This window comes from Methylacidiphilum kamchatkense Kam1 (assembly GCF_007475525.1).
GTDB classification, from domain to species: domain Bacteria; phylum Verrucomicrobiota; class Verrucomicrobiia; order Methylacidiphilales; family Methylacidiphilaceae; genus Methylacidiphilum; species Methylacidiphilum kamchatkense.
In genome coordinates this window covers 834302-854110 of record NZ_CP037899.1, presented here as the reverse complement: position 1 = coordinate 854110, position 19809 = coordinate 834302, and the positions used below count along the sequence as shown (strand labels likewise).

Sequence of the window (19809 nt, the reverse complement as noted above, 5' to 3'; positions counted from 1 at the left end):
TCCTAAGCCCCACAATGACGCAGTTATTATTTAATTTCGACTTTAGCTCCAGCAGCCTCTATTTTTTTCTTTATCTCTTCAGCTTCCTCCTTTGATACCCCATCTTTTAGAAGTTTTGGAGCCCCTTCGACAAGCGCTTTGGCTTCTGCCAGCCCAAGTCCCGCAATCGCCGCCCTCACCTCTTTAATCACGGCAATTTTATTTGGCCCAATTTCTTTCAGATAAACCGCAAAGGTTGTTTTCTCTTCAGCAGGAGCTGCTGCAGCTTGCTGAGCTCCAGCCGGGGCTGCTGCTGCCACTGCTACAGGAGCTGCAGCACTAACCCCCCACTTGGCTTCCAACTTTTTTACTAGCTCAGAAGCTTCCAATATCGTCAGTTTACTTAATTGATCGACAAGCGCATCCAGATCAGCCATTGTATCCTCCTTTCATTCCACCTAGAGACAGGCACCCGCTCTGTCAATTCTCCTTGGAGGGCTCCAAGGCTAGGTGGACATTTCGCCCTCTTCTTTTTATGTTCCTTTGTCCCTATTTTTCTTGAATGTTTTCAAAAAAAATACTTTACAAAGGATAAACTTTTCTGACATATAAAATCCAAAAATTTTCTCCGTTTTTCTCTTAGTTGGAAGAGGTGTCTTTTCCGTGATAAACAAATTTATTTTCCATTCTCTATAATAAGACAATGCACGGTTTTTAATTTTCTTTCTTTGAATAGATCTCTACTAATCGTGCAAGGGCAGCAGCTGGTTCGTTAATTAATCTCACCAATCTTACCGCAGGTAATTGAAGAGTCCCAAGAATTTGTCCCCTTAAAACTTCCAAACTAGGCAACTCCGCCAATTTCAGAAAATCATGCTCGCTAATAAGGGCGTTGTCCATGAAAGCGCCCTTAACTTTTGGCAGTTGAAACTCAGCAATAAAATTTTTCAAAACTTTGGCCACCCCAGCTATATCTTTAGCTTCCGAAAACAGAATCGCCGTTGGACCTTTCAATAAGCTCTCTACAGTAGAATCATTCTGCTGAGGCATAATCATTTTGGCTTCTTCTAATGCAAGCCTTAGCAATGTATTTTTCAAAACAAGGCAGCGACAATTAACCGCTCTTAGCCTTTTTCTTAATTCAGAAAAAACGGCAACCTTTAGCCCCGTAAAATCGATCAAAACGATCAATGAAGAAGCCTTAACAATTTCAGAAATTTGTTCTTTTAAAGCTATTTTTTCTGTTCTCATAGAAACTTATTCCTTATTTGACAACCAAGTAAGGATCAACATGAATACTTGGCGATTGGCTTAAAGATATGGCCATAGACTGAAAGTATTTGCCTTTTGAGGAATGTGGTTTGGCTTTTGCCACTGCTTCCACTATAGCTTTTATATTGTCTTCCAAAGCCTCTTTGGAAAAAGAAGCTTTCCCAGCGACTACATGGAGGTTAGCCGTCTTGTCCACCTTAAATTCCACTCTTCCCTTCCTAAACTCCTTTATAGCTCCAACAACATCTTCTGTGACTGTGCCCGTTCTAGGATTCGGCATGAGCCCTCTAGGTCCAAGAATTTTTCCAAGTTTTCTAACCTCTTGCATCGCATCGGGTGTCGCAATAGCCACATCAAAATCAGTAAATCCTTCCTGCACTTTCTTTATCAAATCCTCATAACCAACATAATCCGCCCCTGCCTCTTTTGCACTTTCAGCTGCACTGCCCTTGGCAAAAACAGCAATCTTCATTGATTTTCCTGATCCATGTGGTAGACTCACCGTCCCACGAACCATCTGATCACTTTGCTTAGGATCCACCCCTAAATGAAAAGCCACATCTACTGATTCGTCGAATCGTGCTTTTGGCATGTTCTGTAATAGCTCTAATGCCTCAGGCAAAGAATAGATCCTATTCTTTTCGACTTTTTCAGCAGCCAACCGGTATCTTTTGCTTCTTTTCTTCGCCATGAGTTTCTCCTCCCCATCCATCTTTGATTCTCCATTAAATTATCCACTAATCTACAACCTCTATTCCCATATTCCTTGCAGTCCCCTCGATCATTCTCATTGCTGCCTCTTCGGTCGAAGCGTTTAGATCTTTCCATTTGATTTTTACAATATCCTTAATCTGAGCCCGAGTTACTTTTCCCACTTTCGTTCGGTTTGGCTCTTTAGAACCACTAGCGATGTTGGCGGCCTTCTTAAGTAATACAGAAGCGGGTGGGGACTTCGTTATGAAAGTAAATGTCTTGTCTTTATAGATAGTAATTACCACGGGCAATATGTTCCCTGCTTCCTTCTGAGTTGCCGCATTAAATTCCTTACAAAATGCCATAATATTAACCCCATGCTGTCCTAAGGCCGGACCAACTGGAGGAGCAGGATTAGCCTGGCCAGCAGGTATCTGCAACCGAACAATAGCACTCACTTCTTTAGCCATAATTTTTCCCAATTTTTAAAATGATTCCTTGCAATAGAATGAGCTTTGGATCAAAGATAAATTTTAAGTTGCCTTTTCTACTTGCCAATACTCAAGTTCCACTGGGGTAGAACGCCCAAAAATATTAACAGAAACCCTCAGTTTGCCTCTTTCCAAATCAACCTCCTCAACTACTCCCTCGGAATTCAAAAACGGCCCATCTCCCACTTTAACTCGATCTCCAACGGAGAAAACAGTTTTGGGTAAAATACTTTCTGTCCTTTCCTGAACTTGCCTCAACATCCCCTCGACTTGTTCCTTGGGCATAGGTAAAGGATTTTCTCCATCCGCAAATCCTATCACGCCAGGAGTATCTCGAATAAAATACCAACAGCGCTCAATTAACTTTCCAGAACTATCCCTTAATTGAATCTGGATAAATACATAGCCTGGATAGAGTTTTCTATTAACCTCAATTCTTTTCCCCTTTCGGACTTCTGATACTCTTTCTACCGGAATAATCACCTCGCCAACAAGATCCTGCATTTCTTCGGTCTTGATCCTCTTTTCTAAATTTTTTTTAACTTTTTCTTCCTGTCCAGAAAGAACATGTAAGGCATACCATTGCATTTTCTGAGATTTTGCAGCAATCTCATCTATTGGCGCATTAGAATATTCCACTTTCATCCTTACTGTACTTGTTCTCTAATTAGAAGAGATCAAAGACTCCCCTCCATTGCAACTAAAAATGTAGTGTTATTATAAAATGCACTACTCTTACTAATATAAAATCAGCAGAAGTCACTATTGCCGCTAATATAATGGAATATATGGACACAGCCAACGTCGAATCAATCAATTCTTTATACTTTCTTATCCCCTTTTCCTTTGGATCCCATGGCCATGTACACTTTTTAAGCTCAACGATCACCTCTCCAATAAAAGCTCGAATCAAAGTCCCCTTTTTCTTCCAGAGCCAGACTAAGAGAGCTGCACTCAAAAAAAGGACAACAATGTTAACAACCTCGATCCAAGAAATAGCCATTTTTATATTACAGGGCAGGAGGGACTCGAACCCCCAACCGACGGTTTTGGAGACCGCTACTCTACCAATTGAGCTACTGCCCTAATTTACTGTTTTTGATCAGTTTTTCAAGCCCCTTTTATTCAATAATTTCAGTCACAACTCCCGCTCCTACCGTCTTTCCTCCTTCGCGAATGGCAAAGCGCATTGACTTTTCCATGGCGATAGGAGAAATCAACTCCACCGTAAATTCAACATTATCCCCTGGCATGACCATCTCCACGCCTTCTTTCAATGTAACCGTTCCGGTCACATCGGTTGTCCTGAAGAAAAATTGCGGCCTATAGCCATTGAAAAAAGCGGTATGTCTGCCTCCTTCTTCTTTCTTTAAAACGTAGACCTGCGCCTTAAATTTATGATGGGGAGTTATTGTACCAGGCTTAGCAACGACCTGTCCTCTTTCCACATCATCCTTTTTAATGCCTCGAAGCAAGATCCCAACATTATCCCCTGCTTCCGCTGTATCCAAAGTCTTCCTAAACATCTCTATGTCTGTCACCACTGTCTTGATCGTTGGCCTAAGCCCCACAATCTCTACTTCTTCCATCCGCTTTAATGTTCCTCTCTCGACTCTACCTGTGACCACGGTACCACGACCTTCAATGTTGAAGACATCTTCGATCGGCATCAGGAAGGGTTGATCCTTAGGTCTTTCTGGAATTGGAATATAATTGTCCATCGCTTCAACAAGCTCAAGAATGCTCTTTTCGTATTCAGGATCGCCTTCGAGAGCCTTCAAGGCACTCCCTTTGATAATCGGAATTTTATCTCCAGGAAACCCATATTGAGTCAACAACTCTCTTACTTCGAGCTCGACTAGTTCCAGCAATTCCTTATCATCGACCATATCCACTTTATTAAGGAAAACAACGATATAGGGAACCCCAACTTGCCGGGCTAAAAGGATATGCTCTCTTGTTTGAGGCATCGGACCATCAGCCGCACTTACCACCAAGATCGCCCCATCCATTTGGGCTGCCCCAGTAATCATGTTTTTGATATAATCTGCATGACCGGGACAATCCACATGGGCATAGTGTCTTTTGTCCGACTCATATTCAACGTGAGCCGTGTTGATGGTAATGCCACGTTCTTTTTCCTCTGGAGCTTTGTCGATCTGCTCATAAGCCATTTTTTGTGCAAGCCCTTTTTTGGCGAGCACATATGTTATAGCCGAAGTTAAAGTTGTTTTACCATGATCGACATGACCAATTGTTCCCACATTAATATGGGGTTTTTTTCGTAAAAATGCCTCCTTTGCCATTGACCTTCCCTCTTTTTAGTTCAGTTATTCCTAAGTTATTATTTTTTTACGAGCCCATGACCGGGATTGAACCGGTGACCCCGTCCTTACCAAGGACGTGCTCTACCAACTGAGCTACATGGGCAAAAAACAATATTTTTCCATTATTGTATTATAAATCAATCCAATGCTTATTAAAATAATATATACTATATTCCTGATATACTCTTTTGTTTCAATGAATATGAAAAGAGTTAGCAATATAATACAAGAATTTTCTTTTAGTCAAGAACTCCTAGCAAACAAAAAACCTTTCTCCTTCAAAGAGGAAAATCTTCCTGGTTGTTTCGAACTGTTTTCTCCACTATCCCTAACAGCTTTCCTTTCGAAAGAACGACAATGACTTTTTCTCCACTGACAACATTTCCAGCATCTTTTAGTAGTTGGCCCTGTTGATCAAAGGCCATTGCATAGCCTCTGTCAAGAACAACCTGAGGGCTAACCGATTCTAGCCTTGCTGCCCAAAGTTTTAATGCCTCTGCAAGACTACGAATATGCTGCAGAGGATCGTAGGACTGGAGACGTAATCGCAGTTGAGTGTGTTTTGTCCGCATTCGTTCGACAGCCATCATGGCCGATTTTTCAAGGGATTGTTCAAGCATATCCACATTTTGCCGAAGCAGTCCTACGTATCGGGAAGGTTCCGCAAGACTAGAACTGTTCCTGATTTTTTCTAACCTTTCTTTCCATATTTCAATAAATTGGAGAGAAAACCGATAAATTCTCTGGCGCAAATGCTCAAGCTCTTGCCTCCATTCTTCCCAATCCCGGGATACAATCTCTGCCGCCGCCGAAGGCGTTGGAGCTCTCACATCAGCAACAAAATCGGCGATTGTAAAATCCGTTTCATGTCCAACAGCAGAAACCGTTGGTATCATACAGCGAAAAAGCGCTCTTGCCACTTGCTCCTCATTAAAAGCCCACAAATCTTCCAGACTGCCGCCTCCTCGAGCTAGAACCAAAATGTCAACCTCACGAGCTACACTAAATTCATCTATTGCCCTTGCTATTTCGACAGCCGCTCCATTTCCTTGCACTCTTACATCTCGAACATAAATTCTTATGCCTGGAGCCCTTCGTTGCAAAATTCTGGAAAAATCTTGAATCACCGCTCCTTTTAAAGAGGTTATAATTCCTATTTTTTCTGGAAAAAGAGGGAGCTTTTTTTTCCTAGATAAATCAAAAAGGCCTTCTTGAGAAAGCTTTCGTTTCAATTCCTCGAACTTTTCTAACAGTGATCCAGCCCCTTTTTTCTTAGCTTCTAGCACCCTGAGTTGATACTGTCCCTTTGTCTCGTAAACCGTTAATAACCCCCTGACCACAACAGAAAGCCCATCTTTTAACTCGAATGTGAGCTTTTGGGCGTCACTCCTAAAAAATACAGCGTTGATCACAGCTGTTTCATCTTTCAATGTAAAATAACAATGTCCAGAACTAGGAATTCTGAAGTTGGAAATTTCCCCAAGTACCCAGACTTCTCCAATTTGCCCTTCCAAAAGAAATCGAATTTTTTTTGTCAACTCACCAACCGTCCAAGGGGCACTGAAGCCATCATAAAGAGCATTTTGCCGTGCCACATCGCTCTGCCATAGATCCAATTCCGTTTCTTTCATTACTGATTTTAGTGGATAAAGAAATTATTTCGCATATTTTTTGATCCAATCCAAGCAGAGATCTTTCAGCACCTTGGGATACAATTCATGCTCTGCTTGTTGTATTCTAGCATGTAGACTTTCCGGGGTATCCCCTGGCAGAATAGGAACCCTAGATTGGGCAATGATTTTACCCCCATCCACCTCTTTGCTTACCCAATGAATGGTGCAGCCAGTTTCCGCAACGCAAGCCTCTAACGCTGCTTTCCACGCTTCCTTTCCTTTGAAAGCAGGTAACAAAGAAGGATGAATATTTACTGTCCTGCCTTCAAAGGCGTTAAGAAAAGTCTCTTTTAAAACACGCATAAAGCCAGCTAAGACAACTAACTCAGTATGATACTCTTTTAAAATACGAACAAGTTCTTCCTCAATCCATGGCTCAAGCCAAGTTTTGTATTTTCCACAAGGCAACACTGCTGTAGGAATACCCAGCTCGTTTGCTTTTTTTATAATCAAAGCCTCAGGATTGTCTGAAACTACCACACAAATCCTAGCAGGGAGTTCGCCCATAGAGACCGCTTTAGCAATTGATAAAAAATTGCTGCCTTTGCCTGAACCAAGCACAGCAATGTTGACTAGCTTAGAGTTTGACATGAGAATGCTTGCCTTTCACATTCTTCATTAATCTACAGATTGTACTCCTCTTCGTATTCTTTCAACTATTCCCGAAGTCGATCGACCTGGATATAAAGGAACAAATTTGATGAGCGACTGGTGTCTTTCTAGAACTTCTTTTTCCTCCTGGTGGATCGTTTGGGAAGAATAGTCTGCGCCCTTAACATAAATCACAGGCCTGACTAAAGAAAGAAATGTCGTCGCTCGTGCTTCTGGAAAAATAGTCACGGCATCCACATACTTTAATGACCCAACAATCGTTGCCCTTTCCCACTCAGAAAAGTAAGGTCTTTCCGCCCCTTTTAATTCTTTTACCGACTGATCCCCATTGATGCCTACCCAAAGAAAATCTCCCAATTTTTTTGCCTCTCTGAGGAGGGTCAAATGTCCAAAATGGAATAGATCAAAACATCCATTGGTTACGACAATGCTTCTGGTTTCTAGAAACTGACGAAAAGCAACCACTTTATCCATGGGTACAAACCAAAAACTTGTTTCCATTCCCAAAAAAGCACCTCGAGTATTCATGTTTGTGCTTTGAATTATTCACTACCGATCATTTTTTCAGGTTGCACATACTGGTCATATTCCTCTGCAGTCAATATTCCCAACGCTATAGCTGCTGTTTTCAAAGAGCAGTTTTCCTGATATGCTTTTTTGACGATTTTTGCAGCCAAATCATATCCAATTTTAGGGGTCAGCACTGTGATGAGCATCAAGGAATTATCAACATATTCTTTCAATTTCTTAACATTGACCTGCAAACCCTCGATACAAAATCGTCTAAAGTTCTTACATGCATCAGCTAAAAGACGGATGGACCGAAGGACATTCCATATAATAAGAGGCTTAAAAACATTCAATTCAAAATTCCCCTGGCTGCCCGCTATGGCTACAGCTGTATCATTCCCCATGACCTCAATGCAGACCATGGAGAGCGCCTCCGCTTGCGTGGGATTCACCTTGCCAGGCATAATAGAAGAGCCGGGTTCGTTTTCGGGAAGGATTAATTCAGCAAGACCACATCGTGGGCCAGATCCCATTAAACGAATATCAGAAGCAATTTTAAACAGAGAGGCAGCTAATCCTTTAAGAGCCGAACTCAATGCTAGAAGTGGTTCGTGACCAGCTAGATAAGCAAACTTATTTTGAACCGAAAAAAAGGGAAGATTCGTCCATTGGGCTATTTTTTTTGCTACCTCTTCTCCAAAAAGCGGATGTGCATTGATACCTGTGCCTACGGCTGTACCGCCAATAGCCAATCCATAGACTTTCTCTAAGCTAGATCTTATATGAGATATACCCATATCAATCTGAAAAACATAACCACTGAATTCTTGTCCAACGGAAATCGGCGTCGCATCCATCAGATGGGTACGACCAATTTTTATAATGTGAAAAAATTCCTTTGATTTCGATTCTATAGCATTCCTTAGCTTCGAAACTTCAGGCAAAAGAAGATTGTGAATTGATAAAGCGGCAGCAATATGCATAGCCGATGGGAAAACATCATTAGAAGACTGGCAGCGGTTCACATCGTCATTAGGATGTACTGGACTTTTCGATCCAAGAGGGAACCCAGCCAATTCGTTTGCTCGATTGGCAATGACTTCATTGCAATTCATATTTGTTTGAGTGCCACTGCCAGTTTGCCACACATGGAGTGGAAAATGATCATCCAACTGACCTTGATAAATTTCATCACAAGCTTTCAGAATCCATTTTTTTTCTCTTCGGAAAGCAACTTTAATTCGGCATTGGTTAATGCAGCAGCTTTCTTGATCAAGGCCAAGGCTCTAATCACCTCAATGGGCATTTTTTCTTGACCAATTGAAAAATGGATCAAGGATCTAGCCGTCTGTGCTCCATAATATTTATCTGAAGGAACATCAATAGTTCCAAGAGAATCTGTTTCTTGTCGGTATTTTACCATAAATTTCCTTTTTGTTATTTTTAACAATCGCAAAAGGTTAGTTGTAAAATAGAGCTTTTAGCTTTTCTTTTTCCTCTTCACTTAATTTAGGATACTCTAGTTGTAAGGCTTCCATTTTTTCTACGAGTATGCTAGCAGCCAGCAGTTGGCTGTACCACTTGTGATCTGCCGGTAAAATGTACCAAGGACAGTGTTTGGTAGAAGTCTCAGAAAGCAGCTTTTCATAGGCAGACATATAATCATGCCATTTTTTTCTTTCCATCAGATCCGAAAGAGATATTTTCCACTGCTTATCTTCCCTTTCGATTCTTTCCGCCAATCGCTTATCCTGCTCTTTTTTTGATAAATGAAGAAAAAATTTGATAATCAACAGCCCGTTTTCTACAAGAAACTGTTCAAAGTGGTTGATGGCCGAAAATCTTTTTTCCCAGAATTTTTCATCAAAAGTCTCTTGAGGAAGCCTTTCTTTTTCGAGGAGTTCTGGATGGACTCTGGTCACCAGAAGTTCTTCATAATAAGATCTATTGAAAATTCCGATGTGACCTTTGGCAGGTAATCTTTTCCAACATCGCCACAAAAAGTCATGTTCTAATTCCTCAACTGTAGGTTTTTTAAAACTATAAACCTCTACCCCCTGCGGATTTAATCCAGACAAAACATGTTTAATCAGACTATCCTTTCCCGCACAATCCATTCCTTGTAGAATAATCAGTAAAGAATAGGTATTCCGGGCATAAAATCTATCCTGCAAGCTGATCATCTTTTCTATGTCTGCCCGCAGCTTTGTTAAAGCTTCTTCTTTACTCTTAAAATGCCCTGTATCGGCAGGATCAAAATCCGCTAAAGAGACCTTTTGCCCTTCTTTAATTAGATAAGAAGCCGTTTTCATCAGACTTTTCAATAATAGGCTTTTATTACATACTGCATGAGCATCCGTTGTGCATTAAAAAAAGAACCATTAATGGCGATGCAGGAACGCATAATCAAAGAATAAGCTTCCTTATTTTTATAAAAAAGGGGCATAACTACTTTTTCTAGCTTGTCATAGAGAGCATCAGCATCACGATCAGAGCTATAGCCATTTTCTATTCCTTCTTTTCTTTGAAAATGATCCATCCCAATAGACCATCCCGTCATCCCCTCAATGCAGCCTTCTATCCACCATCCATCCAGAACGCTCAAAGAGGGAACACCGTTGATAGCCGCTTTCATCCCACTCGTTCCAGAAGCTTCTAATGGCGGCAGCGGATTGTTTAACCAGAGATCGACTCCAGCCACAATCCTTTTAGCTAAAGCCAAATCATAATTTTCTAAAAAAACAAGTTTTACTTCCGGACTCAGAGAGGAATGGATAGCATGTATTCTTTGGATAATTTTTTTTCCCTCCTCATCTTTAGGGTGCGCCTTACCTGCAAAGACTAATTGCAGCGGTCCTATTGCTTTTGCAATAGACTTGAGCCGATCAAGATTCGAAAAAATAAGCTCAGGTCTTTTGTATGCGGTCATTCTTCGAGCAAAACCAATTGTAAAATTATCAATTTCCATACCAATGTTTTTCTGTCTATTCACAAAGTCCAACAAATGCCTCTTGTTAATCAAATGGGCTTCCCAAATTTGCTTTAAAGGAATAGCAATAGCATAACGAATACTGAAAATATCCTCTCTCCAGTGAGGAATATGTTTATCAAAAAGTTCCTGAATTGGCTGACTAACCCAAGAGGGCACATGGACCCCATTAGTGATAGCATCTATTTCATAATGGGAAAAGAGCATGCGAGAAACTTCCGAATGTCTTTTGGCAACGCCGTTAATGTAATGACTAAGATTTAAAGCTAGATAAGTCATGTTTAGGAAGTCACCACAACAGAAAATATCCCTGAGCTCTCCATAAGAAAAAGGGAAGAAAGGCAAAACTTCTTTTACAAGAGAAAGGGGAAATTTATCATGACCGGAAGCCACCGGTGTATGCGTTGTAAACACACAAAGGGCTCGAACCGCTTCAATATCTTCCCAAGTGATAGGCTCATGCTTTGCTTCAGATATTTCCCTAAGCAACTCAAGAGTCAAGAGGCTAGAATGGCCCTCATTCATGTGAAATCTGTCTATTTTCTTATAGCCTAAAGCCCGAAGCATCCGTACGCCTCCAATCCCTAAAACAGCCTCTTGGCATAATCTATAGCGATCATCTCCCCCATACAAAAAACCACTGAGACTTCTATCATAAGGATCGTTTTCTGGAAGATCGGTATCCAAAAAATAAACGGGAACTTTATGCTCATTCTGCTCAATTTCATAGAGCCAACATCGAACCGTCACCTCTCTATTTTCCAGTTGAATTTTTATTCGGGGTTGCTGTTCGACAAGAAAATCATCAACAACCCATTCTACCGGTTCTTCTCTTTGAACTCCCTGCTCATCAATCTTTTGAAAAAAATACCCTTTGCGATAAAGCAGACTAACTCCAACCATGGAAAAGCCGACCGAAGCAGCGGCACTTAATGTGTCTCCAGCCAAAACACCAAGTCCCCCACTATAAGTGGGAATGCGCTCATCAACAGCGATTTCCATTGAAAAATAAGCAATAATGCGGGAGAAAGAATTTTTTAGATGATTCATTTTGTGGGGTATGGCTTTACACCCAGAGGACTATGCTTAGACTTTTGATTCTATACTTAAGAATAGATAATAATCAAGTTTTATTCCCAACTCCTATAAACAAAAATATTGTCTTGCTTACTTTGTTCTCATGCTTAAAAATTAAAAAGAATGAAAAGATCCCTGCTGGGTCCATTTCTTTTCATTCTTTTTGTTTCAATTCACAACTTCTTCTCCTGTCTTAACGCAGCCGTTCTTCTTGGGATTGATGTGTTAAGGGAAGAAAATTTTGCCTCCTTAAGAGGGAAAAGAGTAGGACTGATTACTAATCAAAGTGGCGTAGATTCCCATGGAGTGCCTACGAGACTGATACTCCAAAAGGCACCTGGAGTCAAACTGGTCAGCCTTTTTGCCCCAGAGCATGGCATAGATGGAAAAATCAAAGCCGGAGAGGAAGTACCATCTCATCGAGACAGACTGACGGGTTTAAAGGTTTTTTCCCTTTATGGAGAAACAAAAAAACCCACACAAGCAATGCTAAAAAATCTTGATTGTTTAGTTTTCGACGTTCAGGACATTGGCTGCAGAAGCTATACTTTCGTAAGCACTATGGTGGCAGCGATGGAGGCTTGTGGAGAAGCTGGCATTCCTTTTTATGTTCTGGATAGGCCTAATCCTCTTGGTGGGCTCAGGGTGGAGGGACCACTGGTTAATCCCAACTGGAAATCTTTCGTCAGTTTTATTCCTGTACCTTATGTTCATGGAATGACAGTAGGAGAAATAGCCCAGATGGCTAATGGGATGGGGTTCATCTCGCATCCCTGTAAACTTTATGTAATTCCCATGAAAGGATGGAATCGATCCATGGTATGGCAAGACACTGGCTTGCGATGGATTCCTACTTCTCCCAATATACCAAGAGAAGACACCCCTGTGTACTATGTCGTCACAGGTCTTGTTGGCAGTCTATCTGGACTTGAGCTTGGAACAGGCACAACAGAAGCCTTTAGGGTAATAGCTGCCAAAGGACTGGATGGTTATCAGTTGGCAAGAGAAATAAATGGATTGAATCTTCCAGGAGTCCTTGCTGTTCCTAGACCTATTAATGGACTTATTGGATTAGAATTGCAGATCGATCCTAAAACTCCTGCAAATCTCACCGCCCTTGCTGTCTTTCTTGCTTCTCGAATCCACAATATGGCCCATCCTAGTCCTTTCCAAAGATCTTCTGTTGCCCATAGAAACCTTTTTTTCAAAGTCTATGGCAGTCCTCTCATTCGGACAGAGCTCGATACCTACCGATCCCCCAATCCATTGCACGAAAATGGGCTCATGACCTAAACGCTTTTTTATTAGCCAGAAACAGTTATTTACTCTACCCAAGTAAGGAAAAAATCTTAGAAAACAAAATTCCCATCAAAAAGGCACAGAAGGTCAAAAGGACTGAGGACTCTGAATCTTTTAATTAAAAATCTGTTGAATGTTTTTTTCAAAATCAGCCGTTACAACTTTTTTAGCCACTGATAACGCTTTTTTTTCCTTTTCCTTTTCAAGAGTATCCAGTAGTAAAATAAAGTTTTTAAAAAATTTATTCTGTCCTTCTTTAAGATATTTCCTGTTCGTAAGAAAGGAGGCGAGCACATGAAAATCATGTGCTTGACCAAGTAGTTGTTCGATCTGTTTAAATTTTTTTAGGACTTTGCTTAGCTCTTTAGAAGAGTTTTGCCGCATGCAAAGATCAAGAAGATAGTAAAATCTCTTTGTTTTGAGTCTCCAACGATGAAATGAATCAGCCGATTCTTCTTTTATAGCTCTTTCCATTGTTTTTTTTACAGCTTTAAAACCTTTTGTTAGCCTTTCTAAGATTATTTTTTTTCGATTGCTCGGTTAGATAGTTAACTAAGCAGATTTTCTTTGGCTTCCAAAAGCACTTCCATAGCCAAAGCAAGCTTTTTAGAAGCATCCATCTTATCCCCATTAGAAAAAGATTGGTTTTGGTTTCCTTGCAAGGATTGTTCTTCCAAAAGACGATTAATTTTGTTGGGAATTTCCAATTGAGGATAATCTGTCTTAATCTTTCTAAGAATATCTAGCGATACATGCGAGTCTCTTATAGAACCTAAGCTTGACATAGCCATCTTGACTCGATGCTTTTCTTTTTCTAAAAAACGGCTATCAAGCACAGGCTTAAAAAAATAAAAAAGGGCACGCAATTTTTTGCCTAATACTCTCAGATCATGGATCTGTTCCTCAAAGTTTTCTGGATTTTTCCATTTCAAAAGGTCCTTGGAGGCGGTATCCCATAAATCTAGGCATTCCTGCTGATTGCTTACTCTCCTCATTAGCTTTTCCATAAGAAAAGATCGGTTAAAAAATATCTATCAGTTTAAAAAGAAAAAAAAGGGCCAATTTATTCTCTTTTATTCTTTCCATTGACAATATTTTTTTAAGAAATAAAGTTTAAAACATGCCTAGAGAACAGATCATCCTTGAATGCACGGAAGCGAAGGCCGAAGGCAAACCTGCTTCTCGGTACTATGGAACAAAGAACAAAAAGTTACAACAAGGCAAAATTGAACTCAGAAAATATAATCCTTTTCTTAGACGGCATACCCTACATCGAGAAATTAAATAAAAAAGCCATACAACAATAGGCTAATGGATTAGTTAAATTTTTCCTTTTGCAAAAGGAGATTTGCTATATCCCAATCCTCTTGCAATGTCATCTTCATGTTATTGCCTTTATAGAAAACGATTTTTACAGTTCCCCCAATCCGCTCAACAGCGGAGGCATCATCGGTTACTATATCCCCTTGGTTTTGTAATGCCTTATAGGCCTTTTCCAATAAAGACCTTTTAAAAATCTGAGGCGTCTGGACCGTCCAAATTTTGCTTCTGTCCAAGGTCTTTAGGATTTTTCCATCCATATCCACTTCTTTTAGGGTATCCGAGCAAGGCTTGCCGCAAACAGCTGCTCCCATTTCTCTTGCTGCCTGGAAGACTACTGAAATAAGTTCTTCTCTAATAAAAGGTCTAGCCGAGTCATGAACCATTACATATTCCCAAAGAGGATCCAAAGCCAATAATCCTTGATAGACCGAATCCTGCCTTTCTTTTCCCCCTAATGCAATTTTTACATCTTTACCATGACAAAGGGTTGAAATTTTTTCTGTCGCTCTTTCGAGATTTTCTTTCGATACAACCACTACAATTTGTCCCACTAAAGGAGAGCTCAGAATTCTATGCAAACAGATTTCCAAAGGACATAGTCCATTGGCAAACGGTTTGAAGATCTTGTCAAAACCCATCCGCTTGCTTTGTCCAGCTGCAACAAGAATGGTTCCTATAAAAGCATTCATCGGGTCTATTTGGCATTGCTTTTTCCCATTTTTGCCTTTAGAACCGGGCCTTTGGTTTTTGCCCCTTCTCGGGATTGCACCGATTCTTCTTTAGCTTCTTCTTTGGCAGCAACATCCGAATAAAAAAGAATACCTTTTTTCCGGAGATTAAAAACGAAAGCGGACAGATTTTCTGAAATTTCAGGATCGTTAAGAATCTTTGCTAGTGGTCCTTTACCATACTGAGCGTCTGCAAGTAGCTGATCAGTTCGACTCAGAACTAACCGCAATTCCTTTATAGTAGCTCGAAGATCAGCTGCGGTTTCCTCTGTCAATACATTCTGATTGATCCTGTTTACAATGGTTCCCGCCCCTTCAAGTAATTGAGTCGCCGAATTTATTAAAGGAGTAATCTGACTCGTCACATCACTCAGGGTCGAAGCTCTAGTTCCCCTAACCTTATCCCCATTCCGTAAAAAAGGAGCCGTTACTCCCTTAGGGGTAATCGCAATAGCTTTATCCCCTAGCATCCCCACATCAACAATTTGGAACAAAGCATCCTTACGGATTTTAGCATCAGCGTTAACCTTTATATCTACCTCTACTGCTCTCCCTTCCCTAATTTGCCGGGGAGTACTGATCACTCTACCAACTGGAGCGCCTGCAAAATAAACAGGAGCACCCTTAATCAATCCATAAGCATTAGGAAACTCGACAGTAATTTGATAAGAAGGACGAAATTTTTCCCCATACCGACCGAAATAAATGATCATTGCCCCTAAAATCGCCAGCCCTATCAAAAGAAATAAACCCACCTTCAATTCCAAATTTTTTGGTTCCATTTCAATTACACCTCACTTCGGATTCTATAATCCCATGTACAAAATTACGAATCACAGGATCCTTTGAAGCCTCAAACTCTTGGGGAGTCCCTATCCTGTAAATTTTACCATTATAGAGCATGGCTACAGTGATTCCCAGTTGTCGAACCGCCTCCATATCATGGGTAACTATAACAGTAGTCACATTAAATTCCTTATTTAAAGAACAAATAAGAGCGTTAAGTTCCGAAGAGGCTATAGGATCAAGTCCAGCAGTTGGTTCATCGAAAAATATGATCTTTGGTTTAGCTATAACTGCACGAGCCACGGCTACTCTTTTTCGCATTCCTCCACTAAGCTCAGATGGCATCTTCTTTTCCTGGCCTTTTAATAATAGCCTTTCTAAAAGTTCACTCACTTCTTTCTTAATCTCTTTTTCACTCATTCCTCCTTTTTCCCGCAAGGCAAAAGCAACATTTTCTTCAACAGTCATAAAATCAAATAGGGCACCATTCTGAAAAACCATTCCCATATCTCTCCGTAAGGGAGCAAGTTTTCTTTCCGAAAGGGTTACAATATTTTGACCCTTATACCAAACTTCTCCAGAATCTGGCTTTATTAAGCCAAGAATAATGCGTAAAAGGACACTTTTACCCCCTCCGCTCCTTCCAATAATCATGAACCGGTCTCCTTCAAGGACTTCAAAATTGACTCCATCTAAAACAACAGTTCCATTGAAAGTTTTTTTGATATTGACTACCTTCAGCATCTTTCTGCTACCTCTTTGTGCGATTCAAGAACAAATAAGTTCTTTTCCCTGCTCTCTTTCCTTGTTTCTCTAGCCTTCTCCATCATTTATCAGTTAAATCAGACATAAACAATAGCTCATAGAGCCCACATATTTTTATTTTCTTACAAATCCCCATTCTTATAAGCATTTCTCATTTATCTATCTCTTCTTTATCCTGTAAACAGGATATTCATAAGAAAACTAAAGAAAAAGTTAGAAATAAGAATGGATATCGAAGAATATACCATTGCCTGCGTCGCAGCAATTCCTACTCCTTCAGCACTCAATTGACAATTAAGTCCTCGATAGCAGCTAATTAATACAATCAGTCCCCCAAAAAACATCCCCTTTAATTCTCCCATCCATACATCATCAAGAGAGGTAAACCTGATTGTATTTTCCCAATAATAAGCAGGCTCCACCCCAACAATGGCACAGAGACCAAATAGCCACAGAGGATACCTATCCCAGAAGTAATAGCCACAAGCAACGGCATAGAAACAACCAAGCCCAAAAAACGTGGCACAACCAGATATTGGGTCACATATACTCCCAGAGCCCTCAAGGCGTCAATCTGTTCGGTCACTCTCATTGTTGAAATTTCTGCAGCCATTGCCGACCCTACTCGACCCGACACCATTAGAGCACAGAGTACAGGCCCCAATTCCCTTAACATGGCTAAAGTTACGACTGGGCCCGTAGCTGAACTCATTCCAAGTTTTCCAAAATGAAACTGCACTTGGGCTGCAAAAACAGCACCTGTAAAAGCCCCGGTTATTAAAACTATAATCTGGGATTTTGCCCCAATAGATAAAATCTGCATCAAAAACAGCTTCCAACGCAATGGAAAGCTAAAAAAGGAATAAATGGTATCGAGGAGGAGGAAAAAAATTTCACCCGTGCTTCTTAAAAATTGAATACACTGATGCCCAAGACGCTGTATCAATTAAGTCCTCCTTTTTCTATAACTGGATAGTGCTTTATTTTTTCGTTTTAATAAAAAGAAAAAAAAAAGAAAAAATTAAATTCCTAAAAATAAAAGAAAAATCTTATTCACTCTTTTTGAAGATAAATAAGATATTTGAACTATCCTTTCCCAAAAGGAAAACAAATTTAGCAAAGGTTGGAAATTCCTCTAGGAATGAAGCTATAGTATTATGATAGCTATGCACCCGTAGCTCAGTGGATAGAGCAGCGGATTTCTAATCCGTTGGTCGCGTGTTCGAATCACGCCGGGTGCGCCAATACAAATAGCTGCAAATCAAGAATAGACCAAGATTGTAAGTTAAATCAAAAAAACACATCAAAAAACCCCAATATTCATGCTATAAAATGAGAGAAAAATCCTAAATCTTTACTTATCCTACAAGGATTTTTAAAATTTTTGCTCTACCGTCTACCTCAAAGGGAAGAAAGAAAGTATTCCGTTTGAGGTTTTCGAGAAAAGGGATAACGATCAAGAAGACTTTTTAAGTTCTTCTACGTCCAACCGAACGGCTTTAGCCAGAATTTTTTCTATTAACTCTATTCTTTTCCCTTGCTCGGCAAACCTCGCGTTCACCGCTTCAAACCTGGAATTCATTTCTGAGCGAAGGTCATCCAGTCTTTTCTCCATCGCTTCAAACCTAGAATTCATTTCTAACCGTAGGCTGTTCATCTCTCCCCGTAAATTGTTCATCTCCCCTCGAAGGCTGTTCATCTCTCCTCGAAGACTATTCATTTCCCCACGAAGGCTGTTCATCTCTCCTCGTAGACCGTTCTGAAACCAGACCACAGCCCCTATAACAGTAACGATTACTGTAATTGTTTGAACCCACTCCACTACTTAAGATTATCCAGTGTTTTATCTTTTTTGCAAGAAAACTAACGCCCTATGCTCATACTGAGAGCAAGCATCTTAGTTTTCTTAAAAAAAAAATAGAATAGCAGATAATCTTGTGTCATGGAGAGGATTCAGACAAGTCTACTGGCGTTACTTACTGTTACTAGAGAAGTAGTTGCCTTTCATAATAGCCTGCGATTGGGAATGGAATTACCATTGAGGTTCCATTTTAAACGAGCTACAGAAGTTGTCATGTTGCTTTGTTCATAAAGTACATACTCTGGTGAACTCAACATGTGTTTGGAAAAAACGGATTCTTTCTAGTTCCTCTACTTCCTCTTTTTGATACGGCTCCTTAATTGGTTTAAGGGGCATATAATAATCTAAAGACAATTTTAGCCATTTTGCCCTCAGTAACTTATAACATCTTGAGAATTCATTTTTCCTTTAAATGCCCGATATACAATAATCGTATAGAGAAGAATAAGTAGAAAACCAAAAGGAAACCAAAAAAGGCCAATTTTCAAGGTTTCTTTTGAAGCAGCTGAATTGAATATGGTGAGGCTTCGGAGAAAAGGATCAATAGAAGAAATTAAAAGGTAAGGATATAAAGCTACAGCCGAAGACCCCAACATCATGCATACAAAGAATGAAGAACAAAGAAACGCAGAGAATGATTTATGGTATTTTAAACTTAGAAAAATGCTTAGTAAGCATACAACAGCTCCAATTGGAAAGATTAGATAAATGGGAAATTCAACAAAATTTTTTAAGAAGAAAGTTTGGACCTTTGAAGTCCAAAAAAAACTGATAAAGCTTAATAAGGCTAGTAATAAAAGAAGACTACTTGCAATCCGTTGACATTTTTTTTGAAGTGCATGGCTCATTTTCAGGTTTAAGAATAGAGATCCATGAAGGGCAAAAAAAACAGAAGATAAAAAACCAAAGAGTAAAGTATAAATATCCACAATTCCAGCATCTATTCCTGGTAGAAAATACGTCCACAAAGGCAAGAAAAAATTTCCGTTTTTATTAATAGGTACTCCTCGAAAAAGATTGCCCAATGCGATACCAAGAGTGAAAGAAATGAGATAGCTGGAAAAAGAAAAAAGAAAATCCCAAAATTTTTGCCACAATTCATGGTTAATCTTTGAACGGACTTCGATCGATATACCACGTAATATTAAGAGCCAAAGCAATATGATAAAAGCAAGATAAAAGCCACTAAAGGCAACGGCATAAGCTCTAGGAAAAGAAAAAAAAAGAATACCGCCTCCTGCAATTAGCCAGACTTCATTGCCATCCCAAACCGGAAGAATCTGTTGATAAATGAGCTTCCTTTCTTGAAGATTTTTACTTATAAAAGGTAAAAGCATTCCTACTCCAAAATCCAAGCCGTCAAGAATTACATATCCAGAAAACATTACCACTAAGAGCCAAAACCATATGGTTTCCATATTTTT

General features: G+C 40.0%; 21 protein-coding genes, 3 tRNA genes and 2 pseudogenes. 3 read left to right on the top strand and 23 right to left on the bottom strand.

The genetic code is table 11. From position 1 onward, the window contains the following. Positions 1–26: 26 nt before the first annotated feature. The 15 genes and pseudogenes from rplL to glgP all read right to left on the bottom strand — a co-directional run bounded on the left by rplL (position 27) and on the right by glgP (position 11596). Entirely contained in the window at positions 27–416 is a 390-nt protein-coding gene (gene rplL / locus kam1_RS04075) for a 50S ribosomal protein L7/L12 (RefSeq protein ID WP_039721800.1), read from the bottom strand. A gap of 277 nt (positions 417–693) precedes the next feature. Then, positions 694–1230, bottom strand: a complete 537-nt coding sequence (rplJ, locus tag kam1_RS04070) for a 50S ribosomal protein L10 (RefSeq protein ID WP_039721801.1) — start codon at positions 1228–1230, stop codon at positions 694–696. A 13-nt stretch (positions 1231–1243) separates the two neighbouring features. Beyond that, the gene (rplA, locus tag kam1_RS04065; protein WP_039721864.1) at positions 1244–1942 is read right to left on the bottom strand and encodes a 50S ribosomal protein L1; all 699 of its coding nucleotides are present in this window, start codon (positions 1940–1942) and stop codon (positions 1244–1246) included. Positions 1943–1988: 46 nt separating this feature from the next. Then, entirely contained in the window at positions 1989–2414 is a 426-nt protein-coding gene (rplK, locus tag kam1_RS04060; protein WP_039721802.1) for a 50S ribosomal protein L11, read from the bottom strand. Positions 2415–2477: 63 nt separating this feature from the next. Further along, positions 2478–3080, bottom strand: a complete 603-nt coding sequence (gene nusG, locus kam1_RS04055; RefSeq protein ID WP_143958269.1) for a transcription termination/antitermination protein NusG — start codon at positions 3078–3080, stop codon at positions 2478–2480. A gap of 55 nt (positions 3081–3135) precedes the next feature. Beyond that, positions 3136–3438 carry a preprotein translocase subunit SecE gene (locus tag kam1_RS04050; RefSeq protein WP_039721803.1) on the bottom strand — a complete coding sequence of 101 codons (303 nt, stop codon included), beginning with the start codon at positions 3436–3438 and terminating at the stop codon, positions 3136–3138. 10 nt (positions 3439–3448) lie between these two features. Continuing rightward, a tRNA-Trp gene (locus kam1_RS04045) sits at positions 3449–3521 on the bottom strand. A gap of 35 nt (positions 3522–3556) precedes the next feature. Next, on the bottom strand, positions 3557–4741 hold the full coding sequence (gene tuf / locus kam1_RS04040; RefSeq protein ID WP_039721804.1) for an elongation factor Tu: 1185 nt from the start codon (positions 4739–4741) through the stop codon (positions 3557–3559). A 51-nt stretch (positions 4742–4792) separates the two neighbouring features. Then, positions 4793–4865: transfer RNA gene (locus tag kam1_RS04035), tRNA-Thr, on the bottom strand. A gap of 175 nt (positions 4866–5040) precedes the next feature. Continuing rightward, a complete protein-coding gene (xseA, locus tag kam1_RS04030; RefSeq protein WP_143958268.1) occupies positions 5041–6393 on the bottom strand; it encodes an exodeoxyribonuclease VII large subunit in 1353 nt (450 codons plus the stop codon). Between the two features lie 24 nt (positions 6394–6417). Continuing rightward, positions 6418–7026, bottom strand: coding sequence for a phosphoribosylglycinamide formyltransferase (purN, locus tag kam1_RS04025; protein WP_039721805.1), 609 nt, complete (start codon positions 7024–7026; stop codon positions 6418–6420). Positions 7027–7053: 27 nt separating this feature from the next. Next, positions 7054–7575, bottom strand: a complete 522-nt coding sequence (locus kam1_RS04020) for an adenylyltransferase/cytidyltransferase family protein (RefSeq protein ID WP_039721806.1) — start codon at positions 7573–7575, stop codon at positions 7054–7056. Between the two features lie 14 nt (positions 7576–7589). After that, positions 7590–8980 (bottom strand): annotated as a pseudogene (gene fumC / locus kam1_RS11030) (class II fumarate hydratase). A gap of 37 nt (positions 8981–9017) precedes the next feature. Then, positions 9018–9869, bottom strand: coding sequence for a polyphosphate kinase 2 family protein (locus kam1_RS04010; protein ID WP_039721807.1), 852 nt, complete (start codon positions 9867–9869; stop codon positions 9018–9020). 8 nt (positions 9870–9877) lie between these two features. Further along, the gene (gene glgP / locus kam1_RS04005; RefSeq protein WP_172616754.1) at positions 9878–11596 is read right to left on the bottom strand and encodes an alpha-glucan family phosphorylase; all 1719 of its coding nucleotides are present in this window, start codon (positions 11594–11596) and stop codon (positions 9878–9880) included. A gap of 150 nt (positions 11597–11746) precedes the next feature. On the opposite strand from glgP, the gene kam1_RS04000 reads away from it, so the two are divergent. Continuing rightward, complete coding sequence (locus kam1_RS04000; RefSeq protein WP_244946158.1) at positions 11747–12916, top strand: exo-beta-N-acetylmuramidase NamZ family protein; 1170 nt, start codon at positions 11747–11749, stop codon at positions 12914–12916. 120 nt (positions 12917–13036) lie between these two features. Here kam1_RS04000 and kam1_RS11020 read toward each other — a convergent pair whose 3' ends face one another. Continuing rightward, on the bottom strand, positions 13037–13396 hold the full coding sequence (locus kam1_RS11020) for a CHAD domain-containing protein (protein WP_268747086.1): 360 nt from the start codon (positions 13394–13396) through the stop codon (positions 13037–13039). 74 nt (positions 13397–13470) lie between these two features. After that, positions 13471–13917: a CHAD domain-containing protein gene (locus kam1_RS11015; RefSeq protein ID WP_276507657.1), complete on the bottom strand. Its 447-nt coding sequence runs from the start codon at positions 13915–13917 to the stop codon at positions 13471–13473. Between the two features lie 125 nt (positions 13918–14042). On the opposite strand from kam1_RS11015, the gene rpmG reads away from it, so the two are divergent. Beyond that, positions 14043–14210 carry a 50S ribosomal protein L33 gene (gene rpmG / locus kam1_RS03990; RefSeq protein WP_009059060.1) on the top strand — a complete coding sequence of 56 codons (168 nt, stop codon included), beginning with the start codon at positions 14043–14045 and terminating at the stop codon, positions 14208–14210. A 28-nt stretch (positions 14211–14238) separates the two neighbouring features. On the opposite strand, the gene ispD is transcribed toward rpmG, so the two are convergent. The 4 genes and pseudogenes from ispD to kam1_RS03970 all read right to left on the bottom strand — a co-directional run bounded on the left by ispD (position 14239) and on the right by kam1_RS03970 (position 17347). Next, a complete protein-coding gene (gene ispD / locus kam1_RS03985; RefSeq protein WP_039721809.1) occupies positions 14239–14934 on the bottom strand; it encodes a 2-C-methyl-D-erythritol 4-phosphate cytidylyltransferase in 696 nt (231 codons plus the stop codon). Between the two features lie 5 nt (positions 14935–14939). Further along, positions 14940–15755: an MlaD family protein gene (locus kam1_RS03980; protein ID WP_039721810.1), complete on the bottom strand. Its 816-nt coding sequence runs from the start codon at positions 15753–15755 to the stop codon at positions 14940–14942. A 1-nt stretch (position 15756) separates the two neighbouring features. Beyond that, entirely contained in the window at positions 15757–16503 is a 747-nt protein-coding gene (locus kam1_RS03975) for an ABC transporter ATP-binding protein (RefSeq protein ID WP_039721811.1), read from the bottom strand. A 191-nt stretch (positions 16504–16694) separates the two neighbouring features. After that, a pseudogene (locus kam1_RS03970) lies at positions 16695–17347 on the bottom strand (MlaE family ABC transporter permease). 345 nt (positions 17348–17692) lie between these two features. Between kam1_RS03970 and kam1_RS03965 the strand changes: the two are divergent. Further along, positions 17693–17768: transfer RNA gene (locus kam1_RS03965), tRNA-Arg, on the top strand. Between the two features lie 212 nt (positions 17769–17980). Here the strand turns inward: kam1_RS03965 and kam1_RS03960 are convergent. Both kam1_RS03960 and cydB read right to left on the bottom strand, forming a co-directional pair. Next, entirely contained in the window at positions 17981–18346 is a 366-nt protein-coding gene (locus kam1_RS03960; protein WP_039721813.1) for a hypothetical protein, read from the bottom strand. Positions 18347–18756: 410 nt separating this feature from the next. Continuing rightward, positions 18757–19803 carry a cytochrome d ubiquinol oxidase subunit II gene (cydB, locus tag kam1_RS03955; protein WP_039721814.1) on the bottom strand — a complete coding sequence of 349 codons (1047 nt, stop codon included), beginning with the start codon at positions 19801–19803 and terminating at the stop codon, positions 18757–18759. Positions 19804–19809: the final 6 nt, after the last annotated feature.

Excerpts from the sequence above, each read along its gene's own strand:
- kam1_RS04020 (WP_039721806.1), bottom strand. The coding sequence starts at position 7,575 with ATGAATACTCGAGGTGCTTTTTTGGGAATGGAAACAAGTTTTTGGTTT.
- rplK (WP_039721802.1), bottom strand. The coding sequence starts at position 2,414 with ATGGCTAAAGAAGTGAGTGCTATTGTTCGGTTGCAGATACCTGCTGGC.
- cydB (WP_039721814.1), bottom strand. The coding sequence starts at position 19,803 with ATGGAAACCATATGGTTTTGGCTCTTAGTGGTAATGTTTTCTGGATAT.
- purN (WP_039721805.1), bottom strand. The coding sequence starts at position 7,026 with ATGTCAAACTCTAAGCTAGTCAACATTGCTGTGCTTGGTTCAGGCAAA.
- tuf (WP_039721804.1), bottom strand. The coding sequence starts at position 4,741 with ATGGCAAAGGAGGCATTTTTACGAAAAAAACCCCATATTAATGTGGGA.
- rplA (WP_039721864.1), bottom strand. The coding sequence starts at position 1,942 with ATGGCGAAGAAAAGAAGCAAAAGATACCGGTTGGCTGCTGAAAAAGTC.
- kam1_RS04050 (WP_039721803.1), bottom strand. The coding sequence starts at position 3,438 with ATGGCTATTTCTTGGATCGAGGTTGTTAACATTGTTGTCCTTTTTTTG.
- rpmG (WP_009059060.1), top strand. The coding sequence starts at position 14,043 with ATGCCTAGAGAACAGATCATCCTTGAATGCACGGAAGCGAAGGCCGAA.
- kam1_RS04010 (WP_039721807.1), bottom strand. The coding sequence starts at position 9,869 with ATGAAAACGGCTTCTTATCTAATTAAAGAAGGGCAAAAGGTCTCTTTA.
- xseA (WP_143958268.1), bottom strand. The coding sequence starts at position 6,393 with ATGAAAGAAACGGAATTGGATCTATGGCAGAGCGATGTGGCACGGCAA.
- kam1_RS11015 (WP_276507657.1), bottom strand. The coding sequence starts at position 13,917 with ATGAGGAGAGTAAGCAATCAGCAGGAATGCCTAGATTTATGGGATACC.
- kam1_RS03975 (WP_039721811.1), bottom strand. The coding sequence starts at position 16,503 with ATGCTGAAGGTAGTCAATATCAAAAAAACTTTCAATGGAACTGTTGTT.
- ispD (WP_039721809.1), bottom strand. The coding sequence starts at position 14,934 with ATGAATGCTTTTATAGGAACCATTCTTGTTGCAGCTGGACAAAGCAAG.
- rplL (WP_039721800.1), bottom strand. The coding sequence starts at position 416 with ATGGCTGATCTGGATGCGCTTGTCGATCAATTAAGTAAACTGACGATA.
- kam1_RS04000 (WP_244946158.1), top strand. The coding sequence starts at position 11,747 with ATGAAAAGATCCCTGCTGGGTCCATTTCTTTTCATTCTTTTTGTTTCA.
- nusG (WP_143958269.1), bottom strand. The coding sequence starts at position 3,080 with ATGAAAGTGGAATATTCTAATGCGCCAATAGATGAGATTGCTGCAAAA.
- kam1_RS03980 (WP_039721810.1), bottom strand. The coding sequence starts at position 15,755 with ATGGAACCAAAAAATTTGGAATTGAAGGTGGGTTTATTTCTTTTGATA.
- glgP (WP_172616754.1), bottom strand. The coding sequence starts at position 11,596 with ATGAATCATCTAAAAAATTCTTTCTCCCGCATTATTGCTTATTTTTCA.
- kam1_RS11020 (WP_268747086.1), bottom strand. The coding sequence starts at position 13,396 with ATGGAAAGAGCTATAAAAGAAGAATCGGCTGATTCATTTCATCGTTGG.
- rplJ (WP_039721801.1), bottom strand. The coding sequence starts at position 1,230 with ATGAGAACAGAAAAAATAGCTTTAAAAGAACAAATTTCTGAAATTGTT.